We start from the raw sequence: 26,162 nt of genomic DNA, 5'->3' as shown, positions 1-26,162 counted from the left end.
AACGAATTCTCCTTAATTTTTACACAGAATAGAATTCTTTATAATATTTTTAAGAAATATAAATTATTAAATACTATAAATGTTCAAATAAAATTTCATGATTTCCAAAAAGAAATTCTAGACTGATCAGGGCTACTATCATGAATCATAATGGGTAATTAAGCACCGGAAAAAAGTAACTGGAAATAGGCAATAATATACCGGAATTTTAAATGCCCGTTTGATACGATTTAATATATAACATAAAGAGAAAATGATAAAGGAGGGAGAGAAAAAAGGATGAATAAATCCACAGCGTTTTTATTGGTAGTCTCTGTTGTCGCCATTTCCTTCGCAGCAATATTTGTAAAATGGTCCGATGCTCCGGCTGCCGTTTTAAGCATGTACCGCATGTATCTTGCTAGCCTGTTTTTATTGCCGTTTGTCTGGCTGAATAGGCACGACGTCAAAAACATTAACAAACAGGAATGGGTACTGTTTATTTTTTCGGGTATTTTTCTTGGTATGCATTTTGCACTCTGGTTTGGGTCGTTAAAGCTGACTACAGTAGCAAGCTCTACTATTATTTTAGCCCTGCAACCAGTAGTGGCTTTAGCTGGAGGCTTTTTGATTTATAAGGAGAAAGTCAGCGTACCGCAGTTAGTCACGATCAGCCTGTCGATGCTGGGGGTAGTAGTTATTGGCCTGGGAGACCTGGGGCGAAGCAGCAGTACCGCATTGCTTGGCAATCTGCTCTCTTTTTTAAGCGTAATAGCGGTTGTTGTATACCTGCTCATTGGCCAGCGTGTAGTAAAAAAGGTCACCCACTGGCTGTACAGCTTTATTGTATTCTTTGTGGCCGGCGTTTCCCTACACGTTTTTAACGCAGTTTCCGGAATTTCGATACGTGGATACGGAGCAGAAGAATGGCAAATATTTGTCCTTCTTGCCATCCTTCCGACGATTGCCCACGTCATTTACAATCATTTGCTGAACTTCATTAACACCTCTACTATTTCGATGACCATTTTAGGAGAACCAGTCGGGGCCACCATTCTGGCGTTTTTCATTCTCGGGGAAAAAGTCGTTCTCCTCCAGGTTTTGGGCGGACTAGTTGTGCTGTTCGGTGTTGGGCTATTTTTAATTCAGCAGCGAAAAGCTTATCAGCTGTAGAACAATAAAATCCCGGCAGTCTGGTGGAAAAGCGTATAATAGATATAAGGAAACCATTCGTATTACAGCAACAATTGGTTCGAAATGCTGTCCGTCCAGGTACAAAAACAGGAGGGCTGATAAATGAAGAACGAGAAATTGGTGCAGAAATTTAACAGGCGGGCCTGGAAGCAGGAAAAGCAGAGAGAAGAAGAGGCAAGTAATAAATGGAGAAAAAGAATATGTGGGTCTGTCAGAGGTGAAACGCTGGAAATAGCTGTGGGAGCAGGAATGAACTACGCTTTTCTGCCCGGCGATGCCGCATATACCGGCGTTGACTTCAGTCCGGAGATGCTCAAAGGGGCTATGGCTGGTGCAAAAGAGTACAGGGTGAACGCTGAGTTTATTTTGTCTGAAGTTGAGACTCTCTCTTTTCCGGCCAACAGATTTGACACGATTCTTTCCACAGGTTCCTTATGCTGCTACGAAGATCCAATCCAGGTATTGAATCTCTTAAATAAATGGTGCAAAAATGAAGGACAAATTCTGCTGCTTGAGCACGGGCTCATGAACCGTAAGAGCTTTCAATGGTTGCAGCGTCAGCTGAATCCCTTATTCTTTAAAGCATGTGGATGCCATCAAGACCGGGATATTATAAAGTTAGTTGAGGCATCACGACTACACATCGTAAAATATGAACAGGCTCAGTGGGGATATTTGTATTTGGTTTGGGCTAAACCGGCTGAGTGATCTAAGAAAGCAGTATTGATTAATTTTAAATGAATCGCTTGTCGTTTTGTTTTCCATATTTAACGATTAATAATAAGTATAAACGGAAATAAAGGAATAGAAGCAGGCATATTTGAGCTGTTTCAAAATATTTTGCACGCAGTTAAGCATTCAAGTGAGAGGAGTATTTTTAATGGCTGAACAGCCAAAAAGTTTAGAAGAACAGTTTGACGGAGAAGCAAGGGCAGAATTAATGCCGATTGCAAAGTATTATTTTGAGTTGAAGCAGCAGGACAAAAACGTTCACTGGGAAATTTCCATTGTGGACAAGGATGATGAAGAAGATCTTTTCATTGGCTGGGCAGAAGAGTTAACTAACCGCAGCAATTACATTGAAGTAGACCCGATCCGGGCAGAGGACGGGGAAGATGCTACGAACCAGGTTATCCAAAAAATTAAAGAGCATTTATAGTTGACTTCTAGAATAAATGATAAAGAATATTTATTGCAGTAAAGCAGGGCTGGATGAAAACGAGTCCTGCTTTATTTGTGTTTTATATTCGATTAGGAATAAAAATTTATCGATTATCAATAAAAAAATGATAAAATAAAATCATTAACAAGGAGGTGCTTGTCATGAAAAAAGCCTCTACGCTCTTTTTAAAAATAGCTGTAATTTGTATTGGGCTTCCGGTGCTTGCTTTATGTTTGTTTGGCCTGCCTGTGATTGCGAGAGAAGCAGCGGGAAGCGAAACAGGGTTTGCTTACGTGATGTACGGAATTTTAGCTGTAATGTATGCGGCAGCAATTCCTTTTTTTATCGCTCTGTATCAGGCATTCAAACTGCTGAATTACATTGACAATAACAAAGCGTTTTCGGAATTAGCTCTCAATGCGTTGAAAATGATTAAGTACTGCGCGGTAGTTATCAGCGGTCTGTATGTAGCGGGGATGCCGTTATTTTACATCTTCGCGGAATTAGATGACGCCCCGGGAGTTATCCTTATTGGAGCAGGGTTTGTATTTGCTCCTGCCGTAGTAGCAGTCTTTGCTGCTGTTCTTCAAAAATTATTTCAGCACGCTATAGATATACAATATGAAAATGATTTAACGGTCTGAGGTGAATGAATTGGCAGTGATCATTAATATCGACGTGATGCTTGCGAAAAGGAAAATGAGCGTAACCGAACTTTCAGAGAAGGTCGGCATTACGATGGCAAATCTTTCTATACTTAAAAATGGCAAGGCAAAAGCTATACGTTTTTCGACCCTGGAAGCCATTTGCCGGGCATTGGAGTGCCAGCCGGGAGATATTTTAGAGTACCGGGAAGATGGGGAGTCGCGAAATTAATTTCGAATATAAAGAACGGCTGCAGCTTTACCCGCAGGCGTTCTTTGTGTTGTATTGCTTTTGTGCAGGGCTCCTTATATTTAATAAGGAAAGAGAGTCTTTGGGCAGGTATAACTTTTGGTTATATCTATATGAAGGATAAGCATTATGCGTGTTTCGAATTTACCATTACGCTGTTTATAGATCGAGGCCTTTCTGCAGTATTTCCAGATAGGACCGGTCGGTAGCAAAAAGATACATGTCACGGTGGAGAGGGGCGTCCTCCAAAGGGATAAAGACCACTCCTCGATAGTCAACCTTCTGGACGATCATAGAAGGGAGATAGGAAATGCCGTACCCCTGGGCTACAAATCCCACGATAGCGTTATAAGGAACTTCAATAATAGAAGGAGCCTGAACATTCAAGTCCCCCATCAAACGGGTTATTCGCTGATATAAAGGGGTGAATGGGGTAAGGATTTGCGCGTATTGAAAGCATTGAGTCATAGAAAGACGGTCAAACTGAGCCAACGGATGATTGGCAGGGATTGCTGCAAAAAATTCATCATGAAATAAAAAAGCAGACGATAAGCCCTAGTAATAGGGGCGGTCCTGAACAATAGCCGCGTCGATGCTGCCTGCACGAAGGAGTGGCAGCAGATCGACCGTATCTTCCTTGATGTGTGTAAGCTGTATGCGAAAAGGCATGAAGGTTTCCATATGCTGAGGAAAGTAATGCGAAGCCAGTAAAGGATCAGCTCCAATGTGAATAATTCTGCTTTCTGTATGTTTTTTCATACGGGACTGCAGCTGGCTTACGAGAGGTTCGATATCTTCATATAGCTTTTCTCCTTTGTGGGTTAACGTCATGCCGTAAGAGGAACGCACAAAAAGGGTGAACCCCAGCATATGTTCTAATTGTTTAATTTGTTTGCTTAAGGCTGGCTGGGAAATAAATAATTTTTTAGAAGCTCTGGAAATGTTTTTTTCCTGGGCGACAGCCAGGAAATAATCCAGCATGCGTATATTCATCTGTCCACATCCATTCTGAAAGTAAAAGGAGTTTCCATGCTAAAATACTATACTTTACTGAGTTTTGCTATTATTTTAGAAGTGATAGGCGCCGCCTACATGAAGGTGGCTAATGGTTTTGCCAATCTGGAAGGGACGCTGATGGTCGCCTTTTGTTATATTGTCGCGCTCAGCTGCTACATTATTCTTACTAAAAACTATGAGTTAGGAATTGTCAATGCCTTATGGGCAGGAGGCGGTACGGTGCTGGTTGTTTTGATCGGTTCCGTTTTTCTTGGGGAAAGCATGTCTATTATCAAAGCCGCTGGAGTAGTATGTGTAGTGGCGGGAATGGTAGGCCTAAACATTCCTGAACGGCAACATGATAATAAAGGAGCTTGGTGATGGGCGCATTATTATTAATCACAAGCTTAGTGTTTGCTGTTATCGCTAACGTGGCGGTGAAATTATCCAGAGGGTTTCAGAAAAAACTGCCAAGCGCTGCCGCCTATTTGTTCTTTCTTGGATGCATCTATTTTTTGACGTTGAGTATTCAATATATGGACATCAGTATCGCGTATGCGATCTGGTCGGGGGCGATGGTCGCAGCAACGGCAACACTTGGTGCTCTTTATTTCCACGAGCCGCTTACGAGAAAAAAACTCGTATCTTTAGTATTGATTGCTGCTGGCGTTTTAATGCTGCATCTTCAAAGTTAAATAAACCGGACAAAAGGCAATAAAAAGCAAGGGTGTATTTCACCTCTGCTCTTATTTATATCTCAAAGGTTAGAGATAATATTAGCCAGCCCGCTGATAAGCGCGTCGTGGATTCTTTTTAATTATCTAATGGTAAAATATAAATAGAAACTGTTTTAAAAAGCTTGAGTAGCAAAAAAATTTTAACTGGAGGGGTACACATAGAGAATTTTTCAGAACACCTGAAGAAAATAGAAAATTCAGAGCACCGTAGACGGACGAAGAAAGTTCTGGAGTGGCCATAGGAGCAATTTCCACAGCTGAATTCGAAAACTGCATGGAATCAGCTGATATTTACCGATCACGGGATCTTTATTATTGCCTTCAGCACTTCTAAACATCATTTAGCAGCGGCGCCGGAGAAAACGGCAATCACCCATTTTTCAGATGAAATAACCGCTGCGGGCTATGAGTAAACGAAACAGCTGGTGTGTATTCCATGGGAACAACCAGCGGACTATGAATTATTTAAAAGCATGATCGAATTCAATGGTGCCGGTAAAGCAGAATGTTCCCCGTTTGGCGGAAAGAAAATTAAATTAGGAGGGGCAGTAATAGAAATTACGTATAATCTAGATTTTATAAGATACTTAATCGAGTGTTAAGGAGGTTTAGATTATGGGGATAGGCTCATGGATTGCATTGTTTGTGGTAATATTTTTAGCTATCAATGGTTCTAAAAAGAGGAAAAACAAGTAGATGTTCTACTAATGAGGTTCACATGTGGTATTTGTTTTTTTATACCGCTGCCAACCTTTGTTATCCATATGGTACGGCGGATTGTTATGCGGGCCATACAAATCGGGGCACCCTTTAATAATTCAGAAAAACAGTTTAAAAATCATAAAATATTGAAAATAAAGATAATTCCAAGCTGACAGTATGGTCTTTTCGGTTTTTCTGCCTGCGGTTTATTGTTAGTAAATTTTTCTAAAGATAAAAATAAGCATGGAGTGAAAAATCATAATTCCGGAAAAGTGCGCTGCCATTTTTTGATATACTGGCTATGTGAAAATATAGTGCCGGACTGATTTTATTATGTAGGGGAAAAGTCTATGAATATCATCGAGAAGTTTCAGACGCTATTGATATTGGCGGCGGTAATTGCAGGCCTCGTCCTCGGGCAGGCAGCTGTGCTTGCTGCCTATGCGGAAGTGCTGGTTGTGCCTTTTCTGCTGGTGATGCTGTACGGCTTGTTTTTGGCCATCCCGCTCAAGGATCTTCGGCAGGCTTTTACCCACCGGACTTTTCTAGGTGTTAGCCTAGGGATTAATTTTGTGTGGACCCCGCTGCTTGCCTGGGGGCTCGGTGCGTTGTTTCTGGACGGACATCCGGCTTTATGGCTCGGGTTTATCATGTTGATGGTAACTCCCTGTACCGATTGGTATCTTGTTTTTACATCTATAGCGAAAGGAAATCTTTCACTGTCGACATCCATTCTTCCTTTGAATATGATTCTACAGTTTCTGCTTTTGCCGCTGTATCTTTTCCTTTTTGCGGGGACAATTGAAACAGTAGCACTTGCGACGATCATCGAAAGCGTGCTGTTAGTGCTGCTTCTGCCGTTTCTCCTGGCACAGGGAACGAAGTACATATGGAGAAAACGCCCGGATGTCCTGGAGCAGAAGCTGCTTCCGTTCTTTTCCCACGCACAGATAATTTTTTTATCCCTGGCAGTGGCTGCGATGTTTGCTGCGCAGGGAGCAGCGCTCTTGAATAATTTGAGCGTGATTACTGTACTGGTGCTTCCGGTTCTTCTATTTTTTGTGATTAATGTAACGGTAGCCCAGACGGCAGGGCGGTTGTTCCGGTTTTCGTATGCAGATACGGTCAGCCTCACATTGACTACGGTAGCACGAAATTCGCCAGTAGCTCTGGCGATCGCCGTCACAGCGTTTCCAGGACAGCCTCTGGTGGCCCTGGCTCTGGTGATTGGCCCGCTGATCGAGCTGCCGGTGCTCGCGATGGTGGCACAGCTTCTTCGTTCTTCTCGTAAACGCTTGGCAAATTAACACTAGAGGAAAAGGAGGGAGGCGGTGAGAACGTTTGATGCACATTTCCATATTATTGATTTTGATTTTCCTGTAGCGGAAAATCAGGGTTATCTGCCGCCGGAATATCTAGTAGTTGACTATGAAAAGGACACAGGAGCGCTTAACGTGTTGGGAGGGGCGATAGTTTCCGGATCCTTCCAGGGACTCGACCAGGGTTATTTGGTAAAAGCCCTTCAACAAATGGGCCCGGCCTTTTACGGGGTGACGCAGCTGCCATTTAACGTCACCGATGAGGAGATTGTTCGACTGCACCATCACGGAGTAAGGGCAGTTCGGTTTAATATCCGAAGGGGCGGGCCCGAAGACATTTCCCGCCTGGACTACTTTGCCCGAAGAGTGTATGAAATAGCAGGATGGCATTGCGAACTTTATATGGATGCTGCCAGACTTCCGGAGATTGAATCGACGATTGCCAAGCTTCCTGCGGTATCCATTGATCATTTAGGGCTGTCAGAGGAGGGACTGCCTTATTTGTTGAAATTGGTGGATAAAGGAATGCGGGTAAAAGCAACTGGATTTGGGCGTGTGGATTTAAACCTTGGGAACGCATTAGCATCCATTTACAATACGAATCCGGATGCGCTCATGTTTGGCACGGATCTCCCCTCCACGAGAGCAGAGAGGCCGTTTAAGTACGCCGATGTGGAAATAATTCAGGAACTGTTTGATGAAGAGGCAGCCGACAAAATTTTATATTCGAACGCACGGCAATGGTATTTGAAACAAACCAGACCTTAATTTAAAGAAAGCTTTGTCTTTGCTTCTAAGTTCTGTATCAGTTTGAAACATGATGATAATGAACCGCAATGTACTAATTTATCGCAATTCGTTACATTGGATAAAGCATACTTTTCTTCTAGATTGTAGACAAAGGCCTCCGGAAATGAAATCCGGAGGCCTTTTATATCTACAGAGCGAAAAACGGTGACGATTAAAATAATTTAATTATTTTTATTTAGACTGCCCATAATAAGCATTTTCCCCGTGTTTTCTTTCATAATGCTTTTGAAGCACATAGTCGTCAAGAGGAAGTTCACCCGAAAGCTGGTAGGAAAGAAACGTCATTTTTGCTACTTTTTCAAGTACAACGGCATTATGGAGCGCGTCTTCGGGAGAGCCGCCCCAGGCAAACGGTGCATGTCCATGTACAACAATTCCCGGTACTTCCACAGGATTTTTTCCCTGCATGGCTTCTATAATGACTGTTCCTGTCTCTTTTTCATAACCATTCTGCACTTCTTCTTTTGTTAGTTGACGTGTGCAGGGAATGTCCCCGTAAAAATAATCTGCCTGAGTGGTTCCCGAGCATGGGATGCTTTTACCGGCCTGGACCCAGGCCGTGCCCCAGTCGGAATGCGTATGAACAATACCCCGGACGTCTGGAAAAGCTTTATACAGCTCGATGTGGGTAGGGGTATCAGAGGAGGGCTTTAAATCGCCCTCGACAACATTTCCTTTTAAATCCACTAATACAATATCCGCGGGGGAGAGTTCTTCATAAGGCACCCCGGAAGGCTTGATAGCGAGTAATTCTGTCTCGGGATCAAATCCACTGACATTCCCCCAGGTGAACGTAACGAGGTCATGATCAACAAGCCCCTGATTCGCCTTGCACACTTCCTGTTTCAATTGTTCCAGCAAGAGAAAACCTCCTTAAATGATTAATAGCTTAAGCTGAAATATATTAATTGATAACGACGTACTCAAGACCTACAAGCTTCGCATAATTAATAATCTGATCGGTCGTTACATTTAATGAAACGACAGTGTGGTGGCCGCCTCCATTTTCAATCCAGGATTTTATCCCATCCTGGAGATTTGGTTTAACACTCCAGAGTATGCGGGCCACCGGGAGGTTCGGTGCAGGCACAGGCGGTTCAAATGCTGAAACCTCATTAATCAAAAGCTTGTAATGGGTGCCAAAATCCGCCATGGAAACCACGACCCCATCACCGGATTTGCCATCAAAAACCAGGCGGGCAGGATCTTCTTTATTTCCGATATCCAATGGCGATACGACGATTTTGGGTTTGTTATTTGCCAGCGTGGGATCTACTTCAAGCATATGGGATTGAAGGATAGCTTCCTTTCCAGCCGTCAGCTCATAGATGTAATCCTCCATAAAACCTGTGGCCTCGTTATGGCTCATTACCTTCATTAAACGGTCAAGCGCAGCTGTTTTCCAGTCTCCTTCAGCAGCAAATCCGTATCCTTGCGCCATTAAGCGTTGAACGGCAAGGCCGGGAAGCTGCCTCATCCCATGTAAGTCTTCGAAGTTGGTCGTGAAAGCATCATAGCCTCCGTCGTCCAGAAAGCGTTTGATAGCAATTTCATACCCTGCCTGTACTTTCACACTTCCTTTCCACTTTTCCTCTGTATAGCTGCCGTAATCAAATTCATAAAGCTCCCCGTATTCCGAAAGAAGTGTCTCAATCTCTTTTTCTGTAACGCTGTTAACGTATTCGACAAGGTCTCCAATTCCGTAATAATCGACGACCCAGCCAAATTGAATCTGTGCTTCAATTTTATCGCCTTCCGTAACGCCCACATTGCGCATATTATCTCCAAAACGGGCAACCTTAATATTGAAGCTCTCGTTATAGGCGGCAGCCGTGTTCATCCATTGAGCAATTTCCTCCTGGATGCCGGTATGCTCCCAGTGGCCTGCGACTACTTTGTTCTGCTTGTTTAACCGGGCATTGATAAAGCCGTATTCCCGGTCCCCGTGAGCTGATTGATTCAGGTTCATGAAATCCATGTCGATGGTTTCCCAAGGGATGCTTTCATTAAATTGGGTAGCTAGATGAAGCAGTGGCTTCTGAAGTATTTTGGTTCCGCGAATCCACATTTTTGCCGGGGAAAAGGTGTGCATCCATGTAATAACACCGGCGACTTCATCACGATAGTTTACTTCTTTCATGGTTCGTGTAATCTCATCGGTATTGATTGCTAAATCTTTTAGAATAAGCGGGTAGGGTAACATGCCGCTCTCATTTAATGCATCGGTTATATGCTGGGCATGAGCTTTTACTTCCTTTAAAGCTTCCTCCCCGTATAGCTGCTGGGAGCCTACGATGAACCAGAATTCTTTTTTTTCAATAGCGGGCATAATTAGTCCTCTTTTCTTATTGGTAAATTTATTGTATTTTCACAGGGTCCTCTTTTAAATTAGTTGGTGTGAGATAATCAACAGCCGTCTGTTCGATGGCGAGACCATTTTTATATCTTTCCATAAAGGCTTTAAAGCCTTCTACATCAAAACGATCAGGATGAATTTCCTGCGTTTCGATTTCGTTAAAAACCTTCTGATCCAAAAATTCTTCCAGTGCTTCATCACGCTCTTTGTTTTTCATATAAGAGGCGAGAACCGCTATTCCCCAGGCTCCGCCTTCTCCAGCTGTATTCATAACTGAAACAGGAGCATTCATTACAGCTGCGACAATTTTCTGACCCACCACAGGAGTTTTGAACAAACCTCCATGAGCGAACATTGTATGAATCGCAACATCTTCTTCTTTCGTTAAAAGGTCCATGCCGATTTTTAAGGCACCGAAAGCAGAAAAGAGGTGCGTTCGCATGAAGTTAGCTAAATTGAAATTACTTTCCGGAGAGCGGACAAACAAGGGACGACCGCTTTCAAGGCCTGTAATATTTTCACCGGAGAAATAACCATAGCTGAGCAGGCCGCCACCATCGGGGTCCGCGTCGAGAGCTTTTTCCAGCATTACTTCAAATAATTCATTGGAATCAAGCTTTTGTCCCAGAGCCTCTGAAAATTCCCGAAACAAACCGAGCCAGGCGTCTAAATCACTTGAACAGTTATTCGCGTGAACCATGGCAACAGGATTTCCGCTTGGTGTAGCAACTAAATCGATTTCCTGATGAATGTTAGAAATTTTTTGCTCCAGCACAATCATCGCAAACACAGAGGTTCCTACAGAAATGTTTCCAACATGTTTTCTTACACTATTTGTAGCTACCATTCCAGTTCCGGCATCGCCTTCCGGAGGACAAAATGGAATGCCAGGCTGCAGGTTTTGTGATCTATCCAGTATTTTGATGCCGGCATTGGTTAACGTACCTGCCTGTTCACCGGCCATAATTGTTTTAGGAAGGATATCTTTTACCTTCCAGGGGTAATTTTTTGATGTAATTAATGAATCGAACTGGTTAAGCATGGGTTTGTTATAATCCTGCGTCGTTTCGTCGAATGGAAACATTCCTGAAGCATCTCCAGCTCCAAGTACCTGTTTTCCGGTCAGCAGCCAGTGAATGTATCCACTTAAAGTGGTAATCAGGTGAATACGCGGCAGGTGTTTTTCGTCATCGAGAATGGCCTGGTAAAGGTGGGCGATGCTCCACCGTTCCGGGATATTGTATTGAAACAGGTCTGTCAGTTCACTGGCCGCAACGCTGGTAGTGTTATTGCGCCATGTCCGAAAGGGGACGAGTAATTCTCCGGTGCGATCAAATGGCATATAGCCGTGCATCATAGCCGATACGCCTATCGAGCCAATAGTACGGATGGTAACTCCGTACTTACTTTCTACTGCAAACTTCATGTTACTGTAAGCTGCCTGCAGCCCGGTGATAATATCCACCTGGTTGTAAGTCCAAAAGTCATTTTCCAATTGATTTTCCCATTCGTAACTTCCAGTGGCGATTGTTTTGGAATTATTATCAATCAGCACTGCTTTGATTCGTGTGGAACCAAATTCAATCCCAAGTGAAGTTTCTCCCTGAGTAATGGCTTGTTTAACTCCTGACTGATTCATTTTTCATCAATCCTTTTAAAAACATTTTTAGTAATTTAAATCACTCGCTAACTTGTACGTATAAGTTAACATCATTTAATCATAAAATTATCTCTCATGCAACCGCTTTCTCTATATTGGTTGTTTATACTAATCTTATTTTTAATGTACCAGTATTAATCAGAGCTTCTGCTTTCAGGCAGTTTTATTAATGTATTTAGTTGTGATTTTAATAATAATTGTCCATAAAACCCTTCAAAAAAGGGTATTGAAGTCAAAAACATAAACTTAAAAAGTATCGGAACATAAAAGGTGTCATTTGTTAGAGACTCTTTCATATTAATAAAAGAATAACAATTTAACTAAAATCTCGAAGCTCAATGCTTATACGTATGAATGTTAAAAAATACATTATTTAATTGACTCTTGTACGAACATGTGATAATTTTTTTGTAATCGTTATCATTTCCAAAGATTGAAAGGAGACATTGAACAAAATGAAGGAGAAACACTCAGTTTGGTATGTTTTGTTGATAGCTTCAGCAGCAGGAATGGCGGGGTTTTTATATGGTTTCGATACTGCAGTAATTTCAGGAGCTATAGGTTTTTTACAGGAACTTTATAATTTAAGTCCAGCAATGGAAGGGTTCATTATTTCAAGTGTGATGATAGGAGGGGTTGTAGGGGTAGGAATATCAGGTTATTTAAGCGACCGCTTCGGAAGGAAAAAGATCCTCATGCTTTCCGGGGTGCTTTTCGCTGTTTCCGCCTTATGGTCGGCTCTTGCAATGAGCGTAACTTCCCTTATTCTCGCAAGAGTCCTGGGCGGCCTTGGAATTGGATTTGCCTCTGCGCTGTCAGTTACGTATATTGCTGAGTGCGCTCCGCCAGCTATACGTGGCCGGTTGGCTTCAATGTATCAATTATTTACAATTATAGGGATCTCTGCTACTTTTTATATTAATCTTGCCGTGGCGAATGCTGGTAGTTATGGATGGGGAGTAGAAACGGGATGGCGGTGGATGCTTGGGTACGGAGTTATACCTGGCGTACTTTTCTTTCTCATGCTTATTTTCATTCCGGAAAGTCCGAGGTATTTAGTAAAAAAACACCAACATACAGAAGCATTCCGCACATTAGAAAAAATTAATGGTAAGCGCACAGCGGAGTTAGAGTTAGATTCTATTAAAACGTCTCTTCAAAGTGAAAATAGTACTTCCATAAGAGAACTACTAAAACCGGGTCTTCGCAAGGCAATGGCGGTGGGTATATTTTTAGCTTTATTTAACCAGGTTATTGGAATGAATGCGGTTACGTACTATGGTCCTACGATTTTCAGGATGGTTGGTTTTGAAAACAACACAGAATTTTTAGCCACAAGTTTGATTGGAACCGTCCAGGTAATATTTACAGTTGTTGCGATTATATTGATTGACAAAGCAGGCAGGAAACGTTTGATGGCTTTAGGATCGAGTTTAATGGCAGTTTTTATGGTTCTTATTGGAAGCGTTTTCTATTTCGACGTAGGAAATGGAATGTGGGCGCTTTTGTTCATCATGGGATTCACAGCGGCTTTTTGTATCTCGATGGGACCGATTCCCTGGATAATGATTCCGGAAATTTTCCCGAACTATATGCGTGCAAAAGCGGTAGGAATTGCCACTATGTTTTTGTGGGGAGCTAATTGGTCAATCGGCCAATTTACGCCCATGCTTATTAATAACGCTGGAGGTGCCTTTACATTCTGGATGTTTGCGATCATTAATGTGATTTGCTTTACCTTTGTGATGACTATTGTTCCTGAAACGAAAAATAAATCCTTAGAAGAGATTGAAACAATATGGAAGCCCTCAAAGAAAGTACCGCGCTTTGAAAAATAGTTATACGTAAAAATTGAAAAAGAAAGCTGTCTCTTTTATTAAGGACAGCTTTCTTTTATGTGTAAATGTAATCAATATTTGTTAAAGGTTGAAATCTTATTCCGTTTCTACAGCCGCTGCAGAGTGAAGGCTTCTTGTCGAATGCCGGTCAATAAAATGAGGTTCGTAAACAATGGAGGAGAGCATGGCATCAGGCTGTTCAATCAGACTCGTGACGTATTTAGCGGCATCTTCGCCCATGCGTTCTTTTGGATGAACAATGGAAGAAAACTTTACTTCAGAAATTTGAGCGAAGTGAGAATCGTCAAAGCTCACAACAGATAGATCGCGAGGCACCTGCAAATTTCTGCGGCGAAGTACATCGAGCAGTTGAAGCAGAAGTTCATCGTTATAGCTTATGAGTGCGGTCGGGCTCTCGGTTTGGCTCATTAAGATTTGTTCAACAGCCTGCTCAGGTTTGGAAAACTTATCGTCAGTAGAATAAGTAATTAACAAAGAGGGATCTACTGGACAGTTATAATGACGATGAGCTTTAAGAAAACCCTTCATTCTCTGCACACCCTGCATGTCATCATTTTTAAATAATCCAATAATTCTCTTATGACCTAACTGAATTAAGTGCTCTGCATTTCGAAACCCAGCTTCCTGGTCGTTTAACGTTAAACTCAGCGGTTCAAGTTCTTCATAGTAAGCATTCATCATTACGTAAGGAATACCGGAATTTTCGAGATTAAGGTAATAATTGAGATTAGGGTTAGCCTGGGCACTTCGCGTCGGTTCAATAATTAAACCATCGACCTGTTGGGAGAGAACGTTCTCCAAAGCTTGCTTTTCTTTTTCAAAATCGTTATTAGTACTCATGAGTATGACATTATAGCCTTTATCACTTAAATATCTCTCAGCACCTCTTATAATATAAGGGAAAATATAGTCAGAAATATAGGTAGTAATAATAGCAATGTTTTTACGGAAAGACGGGGAAGAAAATTTTGATCGATCAGCACAAAAGGTTCCGACTCCATGTTCACGATACAGCCACCCTTCACTCACGAGTTCGCCGATAGCCTGGCGAACTGTATGTCTGCTTACTCCAAAGGCTTTTACATATTCGTATTCAGAAAGAATCTTTTGGTGGGGACGGAAACTGCCGTCCAGGATTTTAGACTGAATATGCTGCTTTAATTGTTTGTATTTTGAGACCATCATACACCTCGTTTTTCTTTTTATCGTATCATACAGATGCGTACAACTGAAGGAAATTTGGAACACCAACAACTACATGAAATTAGTGGTTATACAATAAATTAAAATGAAGAAAGCGATTGCAATCGAAAAAAGCGCATGATTAAATAGAAAGAACTTGTACGTATAAGAATTGTTAGATATTGCAGCATTCTCGCAATATAAATAATATTTGTTACGGATGATTTATACTTATAATTGAAAGAACGCCACGTTGAATGCAGAAATTTAAAAACGAAATATTTTCAGGAAGTGATAAAATATGGTGAAAAAACAACCTAAAGCTTCAGTTATTGTCGATAAAGATTTTGTCATTTCGAAAGTGGATGAGCGGATTTACGGCTCTTTCATCGAGCAGCTGGGGCGGGCTGTATATGGCGGTATTTACGAGCCGGATCATGAACAGGCAGATGAGCACGGTTTTCGTCAGGATGTCCTGCAGCTAGTCAGGGATCTGCAGGTCCCCATCGTCCGTTACCCGGGCGGGAACATGGTTTCTGCGTATAACTGGGAAGACGGCGTGGGGCCAAGAGAGGAACGGCCCAGACGGCTCGAGCTTGCCTGGAGCACTATCGAGACAAATGAAGTGGGGACCAATGAATTTGCAGACTGGGCGGCGAAGGCCGGAACCGATATCATGATGGCTGTGAACCTCGGCACAAGAGGCATCGACGCTGCAAGAAATCTGCTGGAGTACTGCAATCATCCCGGCGGGACGTACTATAGTGAACTGAGGAAAAGCCACGGCTACGAACAGCCGCACCATATTAAGACGTGGTGCCTTGGCAATGAGATGGACGGACCCTGGCAGATCGGCGGCAAAACGGCGGACGAGTACGGGCGGCTCGCTTATGAAACAGCAAAAGCAATGAAAACCGTAGACCCCTCGATTGAGCTGGTAAGCTGCGGCAGCTCGAACTCGGCGATGCCGACCTTCCCGGAGTGGGAAGCAACGACGCTTTCCCACACGTATGAATTTGCCGATTATATTTCGCTCCACCAGTACTATGGGAATCACGAGAACGATACGGCCAATTTTTTGGCGAAATCGTTGGATATGGATCAGTTCATTCGCACGGTCATCTCAACATGTGATTACATTAAGGCCAAAAAACGAAGCAAGAAAACGATCAACCTCAGCTTTGATGAATGGAACGTATGGTTTCATTCGACCGAAGCGGATAAACAGCTGGAGTCCTGGCAGGTGGCCCCGCCGCAGCTGGAAGACGTTTATAACTTCGAAGATGCCCTGCTGGTGGCCAACATGATGCATACGCTGATCAACCACGCAGACCGAGTGAAAATGGCCTGCATGGCTCAGCTCGTCAATGTCATTGCCCCCATCATGACGGAAAACCAGGGCCGGGCATGGAAGCAGACGATTTACTATCCGTATTATTATTTGTCGGTGTACGGACGGGGAAAAGCACTGCAGCCAATTATCCATTCGGATAAATACGATTCCCGAGAGTTTACAGATGTGCCTTATTTAGATAGTGCCGTGGTATTAAATGAAGAACACAATGAATTGGTCCTGTTTATGACCAACAGGCATTTAGAAGCGTCATTGGCCATTTCGTATGATCTGCGTTCATTTGAACAGGCAGAGGTAGTGGAGCATATTGTGCTCGAACACGATGATCCAAAAGCCGTGAACACGAAGGAAAAAGAAGAAGTAGCACCGCACAGCCGTGGAAATGCTGTCCTGGAAGACAAGCAGCTGCAGGCAGAACTGCCACGCATGTCCTGGAACATGGTAAGACTGCGGATAAAAAATAATTTGAAGTGATTAACAAGGGTTCTTAGATAAATGTCTAAGAACCCTTCAGTCTGCTAAAAATATTTTTAATTATTGAGGTTATCGCCAGTCTTTTACTATAGTTAGTAATGAGGGAAGAGGGCGCTTGTAGCTTATGCCTTCAGTTAAAACACATTAAATAAAGGTATTTTAAATTTATCTTCAGAGTACATGCTCTATAGCCTAACCCTCGGTAGTAATGTAACATTTAACGAATCAATTAATTTACTTTAAATCATAGAAACGATGAACTTTTTTAAATGCATTTTTAGTGTTACAAGCTACCTCTCCCATGATTACTGAAGATTTGGCTCCGGTAAAAACAGGAAGCTGATTATAATCCCCCGTTAAACGTTTATATCCTAAAATCGCAAAAGCCATAGCTTCTTTTATTTGATTGTCAATTCCAAAATCATCGTGGGAAAGAAATTGAGATCCGGTTAGTTTTTGGCGTAAATCATTCATAAGCACAGGATTACGACTTCCACCGCCGCCAATAATCACTTTGGAAACAGGAGAGGCGGGGTTTAACTGACGATAATGAAAAGCGATGGTTTCAGCTGTCCATTCCGTAACTGTTCGAATAATATCTGGCATCTTTAAGCCTAACTTTTCACCTGTTGCCAGTATATGATTAACATAGGTGTGTCCAAATAATTCGCGGCCAGTGGTTTTCGGGTACTCTCGGGACAGATAAGGCTCCTGCATGAGCCATTTAAGCAACTGCTGACTAGTTGACCCTGTTGAAGCTATCTCACCTTCAGAATCGTAGGCCAATTTACCGTTAGTGAACCTGCTTACCAGCTGATCAATCAGCATATTTCCAGGGCCGGTATCAAAGGACACAGGTTCAGATTGGCTCAGCTTTGGGGGTAAATACGTTACGTTTCCTATACCGCCGATGTTTTGGACAGCTACGTCTTTTTTATCTTCCCGAAAAAGCAGATGATCAACATAAGATACGAGGGGAGCGCCCTGACCACGAGCTGCAATATCAGCAACACGAAAATTTCCAACAACCGGAGTGTCTGTGTGATAAGATAATGCTGAAATATCACCAATTTGCAAAGTGTTTGGGATATCGAGCTCGTCAGTTTGATTCATAGTTGGCTGGTGAAAAATAGTTTGGCCGTGAGAACTGATAAAAGAGAGCTCATCACTACTTCGATGATATTTTTTTAATGTTTTTTTCACTATACCTGCATACATATTTCCTAGATAGGCATTCATCGAAGAAATTTTTTCAATTCGGGCAGAAGAAGGTTCACATAATTGATGCAACATCGCTCTAATTTTTGTAGGAAAAGGTTCGCTATACTGGCCTGCAATTTTATAGTTTGTTTGTGAATCAGTATCACTTATTTCAATAAGAGCAGCATCAACCCCATCTAAAGAAGTTCCGGACATTAAACCTATACCTAAAATAGTCATCATTTCTCCTCACTTTAGGAATTATGATTTTTAGTTTTAGCCTTTTTAGCATCTTTGCTTTCAATATTTGTAGAAGATAATGATTTGACTCCATACGTGTATTCTTGATCTTTTTCAGCCTCTTCATCTACAAAATGGGTTTCCTTGCCTTCACTATAAACAACGCCGGCGATATTTTCGGGATTAGAGTAATCACCTTCTTTATTTCCTTTAAACCGATAGACCACGAATTTTTCAGCTTCTGCTTTCTTGTGGTCATAGATATATAGATGGTTCGCGTTTTCAATGTTTACTTTATTCGGTTTTTTGGGCTCTTGCCCCCCATTCCAAGGGGTGCTAGGCACTAAAGATTTGGTCTGGTAAACGTTCTTCTGCACAAGGTCCATATAACCAAGGTTATTTTGCAAAATTTTGGACCATGAGAAATGCATTTGGCCTTCAATACGGGAGTAATCACGGTTATCTTCGATTTGTTCGGTTAACTCGGCAGGGTTATTCCATGTATCATCGATCGTGTCTGTGCCTACTTTATAGTCAGCTAATCCAATGTATAAATTAGTAGGGTGAACTTGTGAGTATTGGTCTACTTCGTTTTCCCACCATTTCTGCAATATTGTATAATTTGCTGGCTGGAAATCTCTTGACCAATAAATTTGCGGAGTAATGTAGTCTAAAGAACCATTTTTTATCCACTGACGAGTATCTGCATATAAATCGTCATAGTTGGTTTGAGCGGCTGTAGTATCACTGCCACTTGGATCTACGGAGTCATTTCTCCATACTCCGAATGGGGATATACCGTACTCCACAGAAGGGTCTATACTTTTAATCGCAGTATTGATATCGTCCACGAGAGTATTTACATTATTTCTTCTCCAGTCTTCTTTATCTTCATAATTTTCTCCGAACTGATCGAAAGAGTCACTATCCGGAAAATCTTCACCTGCAATTCTGTAAGGGTAGAAATAGTCGTCCATGTGCACTGCATCAATATTGTAGTTGTTCACTAATTCTTCGATCGTTTTTATCACATACTTCTGCGTTTCTGGAATACCAGGATCCAAGTAATATTGATCTCCGTAATTTACCACCCAGTCAGGATGTTTAACAGCCACATTTGTTTCAGACAAATCCGATAGCTCTTCTCCCGGCATCGTCAATCGATATGGATTAACCCAGGCATGTAATTCAATACCACGCTTATGTGCAGCATCGAGCATTATTTGTAAAGGGTCATACCCTGGATCAGTCCCTTGATTTTCTCCTGTTATATAAGAGGACCAGGGCTCTATGTCAGAAGGGTACAGGGCATCGCCTGCGGGTTTAACCTGAAACACCACAGAATTAAAATTTTGATTTTCAATCTGTGACATAGTGTTAGCAGCCCAGTCTTTAAATTCTTCTTTATTTTTCCCTGGCGGCATATCAATATTTTCAACACTGGCTATCCAGGCTGCTCTCATCTCTCTTTTAGGCTGGTAAGAATCACTCTCTGCTTTAGCGGTAGCGGTGCCTGTATAAGGGATTATCATCATCAAAGCCATTGCTAAAAATGCTAATCTTTTTTTCAAAATAATTACCCCCTGAATTCTTGGTTCAGCTTTTATTTAAAGTATCAGCAGAAGGATATCCATTTAATATATCCTGAATGCGACCACGATGACGAAGAAGGGCATTAGCTACTTCGTTACCTTGAAGTGAAGTTAAAAGCGAGACTATAGCAGGTTTAACTTCTTTATAATTTTCCAGTGCATCAATGGCTTCAGATTCCGAGCATCCTGTGGCTTCGATAATAATACTAAGAGCCCTTTCACGAAGTTTAATATTTGATGGCTGAAGATCCACCATCAGATTTCCATAAACTTTTCCCTGGCGAATCATAGTGCCTGTTGATAGCATGTTTAGTATTAATTTTTGAGCAGTTCCGGCTTTCATGCGTGTTGACCCCGTTATGGCTTCTGGTCCTGTGTTTACTTCCAAAGCGGTGTCGGCGGTTTCAGCTAATGGAGAGCCGTAGGAACAGACTAATGCAATGGTATGAGCACTGTTTTCCTTAGCAGCTTCTAAGGCTCCTATAGTATATGGGGTCCGGCCGCTTGCGGCGATACCAACAATCGTGTCGTTTTTATTTACATTAAGATTTTGAATATCTTTTCTGCCTGCTTCTATATCATCTTCTGCACCTTCTGCAGCCTGGAAAATTGCTTTTTCGCCCCCGGCAATTACACCTAATACATTAGAAGGTTCTGCATTAAATGTCGGTGGACATTCGACAGCGTCAAGTACGCCTAATCGTCCGCTTGTGCCGGCACCTACATATAATAAACGGCCTCCTTTATTCATGGAAGAAGTTATACGATCAACCGATTCAGCGATAATTGGGATGATGTCTGCAATAGCTAAAGGAACCGTTTGATCCTCATTGTTGATCAACTCCAGCATTTTATTGGTTGGTAAATTGTCAATGTTTGTAGTTTTCGGATTTCGCTTTTCTGTATCTATATTTTTCATTTCCTCACTCCCTTGTAATAATTGAAGCAGGCGGCTTCAACAAATATGTTTTTATTTGATTTCGATACCGTATTTGTTAATTGAAAATTGCTTATATGCTTTTGGAATTCGTTAAAATATCTTTCATTGTTTTCAAACATTCCTCCTTTAACGACCAAAGGAATACTGGAAGGCAAGCCGAGAGATGTAATAGCTTTATAAACACTGCCTGCCATCTTTCGTGAGGCTTCGCTTATAATGCTCTGCGCTTCTGAATTTCCATTTTTAGCTGTTGATTCTACCCAAAGAGAGAGCTGGGCAATGGTTTCCTTATCCTGGCAGTAAAACCATTCTTTAAGTTTATTGCTTGAGGCGGGATAATCATCTTTTATCCATTGATCTTTAAGTATAGATCTGTAGCAGTATTCCATACTTTCTAAAACCTGCTGTATAGCCTTTTTGCCAATTCCATATGCACTTTCTTCATCACCCAATAGATGCCCCCAACCTCCAAGAGTCTTCAATTTGTTTTGATGCTCCAAGCAAATAATGGCCCCAGTGCCGGAAATTACAAGCATACCTTCTCCTTCAGGGAATTCTGCCCGATAAGCCAATTCAATATCACTGGTAACTGCAATGTTATCGTTTATATAGTTGTACCAATGCAAAGGGGTATGCCATCGGTGTTTATATGTGTTAAAACCAGCAATTCCTATAATGGCCCGGCGTGGTTTTATTTGTATTTGTTCAGCACATTGTATTAAGGCATCTTCAATATTTTGTTCAGCGGAATCATTATTACTGACAATGTTGCCCGGCCCGGTCTGAATTTGAAATAAAATTTTTTCCGACTGCATTTCTACAAGAGTCCCTACAGTTTTTGTGCCACCAGCATCTATTACTACGATGTATTGCCCGTAAAAAGATTTATTCAAAGGCGAACATCTCCCAAGGCTTCAAATAGTTCAATAAAATATTTTCTTCATCATCAATTCTGGCAATGATATTCTTATTACCATCGTTCTGCATTTCTTTTAGAGCGATTTGGAGTTCTCCTTTGTATTGACCGTAATTATCATTACCTATGACAATGTCTCCGCGTTGAATATTGTTGCAATCATGAGCCGGAAAAGAATATTCTTTGTACTTTACACGGCTTTGTGTAGACCGAATAACATAGTCAGAAACATCCCCGCGATAAAAGTGGGGTTCTTGAAAAAGAATTGTTTTTTCCAACTCAGTAACGTTATCGGCCAAATGAATCTTAAAAGTAATCATGCTTTTAGATAAATTTGAAAGAATGCTCATCTCTTCATTTGAGGCAAAACAGTTGCTAATAATAACGTCATCGATTAATTGAGTCGCAAAGAGGTGTTTTGCCTGCGTTTTTAATGAAAGATTTCGGTGTTCCTCCAGAGTAGGCATGCCTTCCATGATAGGCCAGGGACCGAAAGAACTTTCAGGAGAGGTAATGAATGCACTGGTATGGAGGCCGTACTTAAGGAATTTCAGGCTGCATTCTTCAAAGAAGTCATAAGATAAACCTGTGTAGCGCTGTGGGTAAAAGTTGTGGCTGCCAATTAGATTTTCACGGTTGGGCTGATAAGAAAGAATATTATCGATGTAGTGGGTGGCGTTGCTCATATTAATTTCGATTTTTAAGTCGAATTTATTATGAGTCATCTTTGCTTCTTCAAGTCCAGTAAAACCGAGATCTAATCGGAGGCCATCAGCGCCTAAATCGTTAAAAAAAGACAAATCATTATAATCGATATCCAATGCGGTGAAAGTTTTTGGGCTGACATCCACTACAATTTCAAAGCCTAAATGTTTTGCTTCCGTTATCGTCTTTTTGAAATCGCTTAAAATAGCAGATTTTGAACCTTCAACGGAGAGAAGGCACATAAATATTTTCGAAAAACCGTACTCATGAGCCTGGCGGATGTAATTAATATTGTCTTCATAAGAAGCGTGATTTGGGTAAATAGAAATGCCTAGCTTTTTAATTATAATCATCCTTTCTTTTTTGAAATAAAATTTCAAAATAAAATAACTTAAGAACTGGTTTTTTAGCCATGAATTTGCTTTTGTAAAGAAATTAAATGCTTAATCAAGGTGATTTCTGATTCAGCGCCCATAAGGTGGTCCTGGGCATGAACCATCAGCAAGGACATAGTGACTTTATCGCCATTAATTTCATTCTGAATTAATCTTGTTTGTGTATTGTGCGCCCGTTTCAGTTGATCATCCGCCAATTGTAGATTTTCATCAGCTTCTTTGTAATCTTTATTCTCGACCATTTCCAGGCTTTCATAAGCCAGGCTCTTAGCATCACCTGCATTAGAAATGATTTCAAAAATGTCCTGTTCGTATGTTGTATCCATAGAAAAAACTCCTTTCAAACCAAAATTTTGAAAAATTTCAGTAAATTGTTGAAATTTAATTTTATATTAGCATATAATGTACTCAGGTTAAAATAAAATTTTAAATTTTAGGGGGTTTATGATGAACGTATTATTTATTTGTTCAGGTGGAATGTCGAGTGCTATCGCTGTGGATGCATTAAAGAAAGAGGCAGAAAAAAATGGGCAAGAGCTGCACGTAAAAGCAATTGGAAGCAGCGAGGTAGAGGATGAAATAAAAAATGACTGGAATGTTTGCATGGTAGCACCGCAAATACGACATCAATTTAAAAAGATCGAAAAAATTGCGCAGGCTGAAAGTATTCCGTGTGGACAAATTCCTCCAAATGCCTACAATCCTATGGGAGGTAAACAAATGCTTGAAACCATGAATAGCACAGTGAACCAATAAAGGGAGGCGGGCATAATGAATAACTTTGCAAATTGGATGGATGAAAAATTATCTGGACCTATGGCGAGACTGGCCGAACAGCGACATTTGCAGGCAATCAGAGACGGTGTTATTTCAGCGCTTCCTTTTATCATAATTGGTTCTTTTTTCCTGATTATCGCTTCTCCTCCATTACCTCAAAATTGGGGAGTTACAGAATGGGCAAGTAACAATGCAGCAGATATATTAATCCCTTATCGGCTCACGATGTTTATAATGTCTCTCTACGTAGCTTTTGGTATAGGATATAATCTGGCCAGAAGCTACGGGATAGATGCGTTGTCTGGTGCACAAATTGCTGTAGCAGCATTATTACTTACCATCACTCCGCAAATCATAAATGAAACCGAATATGTACTGCCAATGGAGCCGCTGGGTCCAGCCGGTTTATTTGTATCTATGCTTTGTTCTATTTTCGCAGTTGAAGTTATGCGTTTATGCAAAGAAAAAAATGTAACAATTAAAATGCCTCCCCAGGTTCCAACCTCTGTATCACGTTCGTTTGAAGCTTTGATTCCAGTAGCTATTGTAATTGTAGGTATTTCGATAGTAACTGTGTTAATTGGATTGGATATTCATCATTTAGTAGAACAGGCAGTGGCTCCAATTGTTGCTGTAGGTGACAGTTTTGTCGGAGTAATTATTCCAGTATTTTTGATAACATTTTTTTGGTCTTTTGGGATTCACGGGGTCTCTATAGTAGGTACTGTTGCCCGCCCGTTTTGGGAAGTGTACTTGGTGGAAAACTCAGCTGCAGTAGCAGATGGCAGAAACAGCCTTCCTCACGTGGCTCCTGAAACATTTTTCCAATGGTTCATTTGGATTGGTGGCGCAGGTTCCACTTTGGGACTCGTGATTGTCATGCTTTTATTTGCAAAATCAAAATATTCGAAAACGCTGGGGCGGACAACAGCTGTGCCTGGACTATTTAATATTAATGAGCCGATAATATTTGGTGCTCCTATTGTGTTGAACCCTATACTTATTATTCCGTTTGTTTCCATTCCACTTATCTTGGCCACACTTTCTTATATTGCAACCGTTCTTGGATTGGTTTCCGAAACATACGTGATGCCCCCATGGACACTACCAGCGCCTATAGGAGCTTATCTGGCAACAGGTGGAGATTGGCGGGCGATTGTCCTGGTATTTGTTAATATCTTTTTATCCTGTATGATTTATTATCCATTTTTTAAGATTTATGACAATCAGCTGTTAAAACAGGAAAAGAATGAAGAGGAGGAAGAAATAGACAGCGATAAAAAGCAGAAAGAAAGAACATCATAATAAAGTAAAAAGAAAAGAGGGCTAAAAATTATTTTAGCCTTCTATATAGGAGGTTCAATATGCTGTCTATATCTTTTCCTAATAGAAATTTTAAAGTTGTTGGACTGTTAATTTTGCTATTAAGCGCAGGGTTGTTTTTCATATATCCGGTTTTCCAATCTGCATTTGAATCTGACAGCTTGAGCATGTTTTTGGCTATGAGTATAAGTTTATTTGTTTTTTTTAGTATTTTAACGGTGAAAATCGTAAAATTGCAAAACTACTCTTTTTCTAAATTAAGTTGGATTAGTTTTTCTTTAATAGGTAGTATTGTATGTAATTATGTCGTTATTATTATTTTTTAGTAGGGAGTAGGTTTATGGCACAAATATCAGGCGGGTTATCAATGCTTAAGATTATTGAGAGTAGACTGCCGCTTTCTGAGAAAAAAATTGCTCAATATATCCAAGACCATCCTGACGCAGCTGTAACAATGACAGCACAGGAATTAGGTGAAAGCAGTAATTCCAGCTCAGCAGCTGTGGTACGTTTATGTAAATCAATGAAATTATCAAGTTTTCAAGATTTGAAGATGAGAATAGCCGGGGATCTTCAGCAAAGTGATTCATTTGAGTATAGAGATATACAAGTAAATGAACCTGTTGTTAATATCATTGATCAAATGACATATAATACAGTTAGTATGATCAGCGAAACTAAAGATTACATTCAAAAAGAAAAGATAGAAACAGCATTGGAATGGCTAGAGAGCAGTTCCAAAATAATTATTTATGGGATCGGCGCTTCAGGCATAATTGCGTATGATTGTCAGCAAAAATTTCTTCGTGTGGGGTTAAACAGTTATTATTTTGAAGATCCTCATTTAACTCTAACTACATTAGCTCACTGTGGTCCGGACGATTTAGCTATATTTATATCTTTTTCCGGGGAAACGAAGGAAACGATAAACATATTAAAACAGGCGAAAAAATTAAAAGTACGCACCTTAGGTATTACTAAATACGGAAAGAGTTCAATGTCAGATCTAGTGGACTGTGCGATATATTCTTCGCCTAAAAAGGAAGCTATCAGTCGCAGCGCAGCAACTTCAACAAGAATAGCCCAACTTCATATTATTGATATTTTATTTATGAGTTATGTCTCTAAAAACTTTCAAGAAACCATAGACAGTATAGATAAATCTAAAAAATTAGTGGAAGATGATAATGATTAGATATTATTAAGCGAGTAAAGACGTGGTTACGTTGTACTCGCTTTTGCTAGTTGCTAAAACATGATTTTTAGCTTAATTTTATAGAATATATATTATCCATAATATTCCTTTAATGAATAACTATCTTTTAAGTTGCAGGTTTGAAAACAAATGTTGGTCATAGAAGTAAATATTGGAAATTATATCCAATATCATCCAACC

The 26,162-nt window shown here is 40.9% G+C and carries 25 protein-coding genes and 2 pseudogenes; 15 read left to right on the top strand and 12 right to left on the bottom strand.

Features of this window, described 5'->3' with window-relative positions:
* Window positions 1-279: 279 nt before the first annotated feature.
* The 5 genes from ACTTK6_RS03490 (at window position 280) to ACTTK6_RS03470 (ending at window position 3,211) form a co-directional block, all read left to right on the top strand.
* Window positions 280-1,152 (top strand): DMT family transporter, encoded by an 873-nt coding sequence (locus ACTTK6_RS03490; protein ID WP_462832700.1) that lies wholly within the window; start codon window positions 280-282, stop codon window positions 1,150-1,152.
* 123 nt (window positions 1,153-1,275) lie between these two features.
* Window positions 1,276-1,881, top strand: coding sequence for a class I SAM-dependent methyltransferase (locus ACTTK6_RS03485; protein ID WP_462832699.1), 606 nt, complete (start codon window positions 1,276-1,278; stop codon window positions 1,879-1,881).
* Window positions 1,882-2,053: 172 nt separating this feature from the next.
* Window positions 2,054-2,332, top strand: a complete 279-nt coding sequence (locus tag ACTTK6_RS03480; protein WP_079476730.1) for a hypothetical protein — start codon at window positions 2,054-2,056, stop codon at window positions 2,330-2,332.
* 164 nt (window positions 2,333-2,496) lie between these two features.
* On the top strand, window positions 2,497-2,979 hold the full coding sequence (locus ACTTK6_RS03475) for a DUF2975 domain-containing protein (RefSeq protein ID WP_462832698.1): 483 nt from the start codon (window positions 2,497-2,499) through the stop codon (window positions 2,977-2,979).
* Between the two features lie 10 nt (window positions 2,980-2,989).
* Window positions 2,990-3,211, top strand: coding sequence for a helix-turn-helix domain-containing protein (locus ACTTK6_RS03470; RefSeq protein WP_079476728.1), 222 nt, complete (start codon window positions 2,990-2,992; stop codon window positions 3,209-3,211).
* Between the two features lie 177 nt (window positions 3,212-3,388).
* On the opposite strand, the pseudogene ACTTK6_RS03465 reads toward ACTTK6_RS03470, so the two are convergent.
* Window positions 3,389-3,769 (bottom strand): annotated as a pseudogene (locus ACTTK6_RS03465) (LysR family transcriptional regulator substrate-binding protein); the annotation flags it as partial.
* Window positions 3,770-3,784: 15 nt separating this feature from the next.
* Complete coding sequence (locus ACTTK6_RS03460; RefSeq protein WP_462832697.1) at window positions 3,785-4,222, bottom strand: LysR family transcriptional regulator; 438 nt, start codon at window positions 4,220-4,222, stop codon at window positions 3,785-3,787.
* Between the two features lie 36 nt (window positions 4,223-4,258).
* Between ACTTK6_RS03460 and ACTTK6_RS03455 the strand changes: the two genes are divergently transcribed.
* From ACTTK6_RS03455 to ACTTK6_RS03435, 5 genes and pseudogenes are all read left to right on the top strand, one after another.
* Window positions 4,259-4,606, top strand: coding sequence for a DMT family transporter (locus ACTTK6_RS03455; RefSeq protein WP_462832696.1), 348 nt, complete (start codon window positions 4,259-4,261; stop codon window positions 4,604-4,606).
* Complete coding sequence (locus ACTTK6_RS03450) at window positions 4,606-4,920, top strand: DMT family transporter (protein ID WP_079476725.1); 315 nt, start codon at window positions 4,606-4,608, stop codon at window positions 4,918-4,920. Before ACTTK6_RS03455 ends, ACTTK6_RS03450 begins: the two co-directional genes overlap by 1 nt.
* Before the next feature lie 200 nt (window positions 4,921-5,120).
* Window positions 5,121-5,564: pseudogene (locus ACTTK6_RS03445) on the top strand (iron chaperone).
* 450 nt (window positions 5,565-6,014) lie between these two features.
* Window positions 6,015-6,971, top strand: coding sequence for an arsenic resistance protein (locus tag ACTTK6_RS03440; protein WP_462832695.1), 957 nt, complete (start codon window positions 6,015-6,017; stop codon window positions 6,969-6,971).
* Between the two features lie 24 nt (window positions 6,972-6,995).
* Window positions 6,996-7,751, top strand: coding sequence for an amidohydrolase family protein (locus tag ACTTK6_RS03435; protein ID WP_462832694.1), 756 nt, complete (start codon window positions 6,996-6,998; stop codon window positions 7,749-7,751).
* A gap of 213 nt (window positions 7,752-7,964) precedes the next feature.
* Here the strand turns inward: ACTTK6_RS03435 and ACTTK6_RS03430 are convergent, their stop codons facing one another.
* Genes ACTTK6_RS03430 through ACTTK6_RS03420 form a run of 3 tightly spaced genes read right to left on the bottom strand, consistent with a single transcriptional unit; the run spans window position 7,965 to window position 11,788 of the window.
* Entirely contained in the window at window positions 7,965-8,654 is a 690-nt protein-coding gene (locus tag ACTTK6_RS03430) for an L-ribulose-5-phosphate 4-epimerase (RefSeq protein ID WP_462832692.1), read from the bottom strand.
* Between the two features lie 43 nt (window positions 8,655-8,697).
* Window positions 8,698-10,122 (bottom strand): L-arabinose isomerase, encoded by a 1,425-nt coding sequence (gene araA, locus ACTTK6_RS03425; protein WP_462832691.1) that lies wholly within the window; start codon window positions 10,120-10,122, stop codon window positions 8,698-8,700.
* Window positions 10,123-10,150: 28 nt separating this feature from the next.
* The gene (locus ACTTK6_RS03420; protein ID WP_094909090.1) at window positions 10,151-11,788 is read right to left on the bottom strand and encodes a xylulokinase; all 1,638 of its coding nucleotides are present in this window, start codon (window positions 11,786-11,788) and stop codon (window positions 10,151-10,153) included.
* Between the two features lie 476 nt (window positions 11,789-12,264).
* Here ACTTK6_RS03420 and ACTTK6_RS03415 point away from each other — a divergent pair, with 476 nt between their 5' ends.
* Window positions 12,265-13,647, top strand: coding sequence for a sugar porter family MFS transporter (locus ACTTK6_RS03415; RefSeq protein ID WP_094909091.1), 1,383 nt, complete (start codon window positions 12,265-12,267; stop codon window positions 13,645-13,647).
* 96 nt (window positions 13,648-13,743) lie between these two features.
* Here ACTTK6_RS03415 and ACTTK6_RS03410 read toward each other — a convergent pair whose 3' ends face one another.
* On the bottom strand, window positions 13,744-14,853 hold the full coding sequence (locus ACTTK6_RS03410; RefSeq protein WP_332908344.1) for a GntR family transcriptional regulator: 1,110 nt from the start codon (window positions 14,851-14,853) through the stop codon (window positions 13,744-13,746).
* A gap of 298 nt (window positions 14,854-15,151) precedes the next feature.
* On the opposite strand from ACTTK6_RS03410, the gene arfA reads away from it, so the two are divergent.
* The gene (gene arfA / locus ACTTK6_RS03405; RefSeq protein WP_462832690.1) at window positions 15,152-16,678 is read left to right on the top strand and encodes an arabinosylfuranosidase ArfA; all 1,527 of its coding nucleotides are present in this window, start codon (window positions 15,152-15,154) and stop codon (window positions 16,676-16,678) included.
* A gap of 234 nt (window positions 16,679-16,912) precedes the next feature.
* Here arfA and ACTTK6_RS03400 read toward each other — a convergent pair whose 3' ends face one another.
* The 6 genes from ACTTK6_RS03400 to ACTTK6_RS03375 all read right to left on the bottom strand — a co-directional run bounded on the left by ACTTK6_RS03400 (window position 16,913) and on the right by ACTTK6_RS03375 (window position 22,992).
* On the bottom strand, window positions 16,913-18,121 hold the full coding sequence (locus ACTTK6_RS03400; protein WP_462832689.1) for an anhydro-N-acetylmuramic acid kinase: 1,209 nt from the start codon (window positions 18,119-18,121) through the stop codon (window positions 16,913-16,915).
* 11 nt (window positions 18,122-18,132) lie between these two features.
* Window positions 18,133-19,689, bottom strand: coding sequence for a glycoside hydrolase family 10 protein (locus ACTTK6_RS03395; protein WP_462832688.1), 1,557 nt, complete (start codon window positions 19,687-19,689; stop codon window positions 18,133-18,135).
* A 25-nt stretch (window positions 19,690-19,714) separates the two neighbouring features.
* The gene (gene murQ, locus ACTTK6_RS03390; RefSeq protein ID WP_094909095.1) at window positions 19,715-20,629 is read right to left on the bottom strand and encodes an N-acetylmuramic acid 6-phosphate etherase; all 915 of its coding nucleotides are present in this window, start codon (window positions 20,627-20,629) and stop codon (window positions 19,715-19,717) included.
* Entirely contained in the window at window positions 20,626-21,543 is a 918-nt protein-coding gene (locus ACTTK6_RS03385) for a BadF/BadG/BcrA/BcrD ATPase family protein (RefSeq protein ID WP_462832687.1), read from the bottom strand. The genes murQ and ACTTK6_RS03385 overlap by 4 nt, the downstream gene beginning before the upstream one ends.
* Window positions 21,536-22,615 (bottom strand): DUF871 domain-containing protein, encoded by a 1,080-nt coding sequence (locus ACTTK6_RS03380; RefSeq protein ID WP_462832831.1) that lies wholly within the window; start codon window positions 22,613-22,615, stop codon window positions 21,536-21,538. The genes ACTTK6_RS03385 and ACTTK6_RS03380 overlap by 8 nt, the downstream gene beginning before the upstream one ends.
* Window positions 22,616-22,677: 62 nt before the next feature.
* Complete coding sequence (locus ACTTK6_RS03375; protein WP_462832686.1) at window positions 22,678-22,992, bottom strand: PTS lactose/cellobiose transporter subunit IIA; 315 nt, start codon at window positions 22,990-22,992, stop codon at window positions 22,678-22,680.
* Between the two features lie 121 nt (window positions 22,993-23,113).
* Here ACTTK6_RS03375 and ACTTK6_RS03370 point away from each other — a divergent pair, with 121 nt between their 5' ends.
* The 3 genes from ACTTK6_RS03370 (at window position 23,114) to ACTTK6_RS03360 (ending at window position 25,961) form a co-directional block, all read left to right on the top strand.
* Window positions 23,114-23,422, top strand: coding sequence for a PTS sugar transporter subunit IIB (locus ACTTK6_RS03370; RefSeq protein ID WP_094908889.1), 309 nt, complete (start codon window positions 23,114-23,116; stop codon window positions 23,420-23,422).
* Window positions 23,423-23,437: 15 nt separating this feature from the next.
* Window positions 23,438-24,748, top strand: coding sequence for a PTS sugar transporter subunit IIC (locus ACTTK6_RS03365; RefSeq protein WP_094908888.1), 1,311 nt, complete (start codon window positions 23,438-23,440; stop codon window positions 24,746-24,748).
* A gap of 358 nt (window positions 24,749-25,106) precedes the next feature.
* Window positions 25,107-25,961, top strand: coding sequence for a MurR/RpiR family transcriptional regulator (locus ACTTK6_RS03360; protein WP_462832685.1), 855 nt, complete (start codon window positions 25,107-25,109; stop codon window positions 25,959-25,961).
* Window positions 25,962-26,162 lie beyond the last annotated feature (201 nt).

It is taken from the genome of Marinococcus salis, from assembly GCF_054971365.1.
The sequence above is the reverse complement of the archived record's forward strand: the minus strand, read 5'-3'. Positions and strand labels throughout refer to the sequence as shown.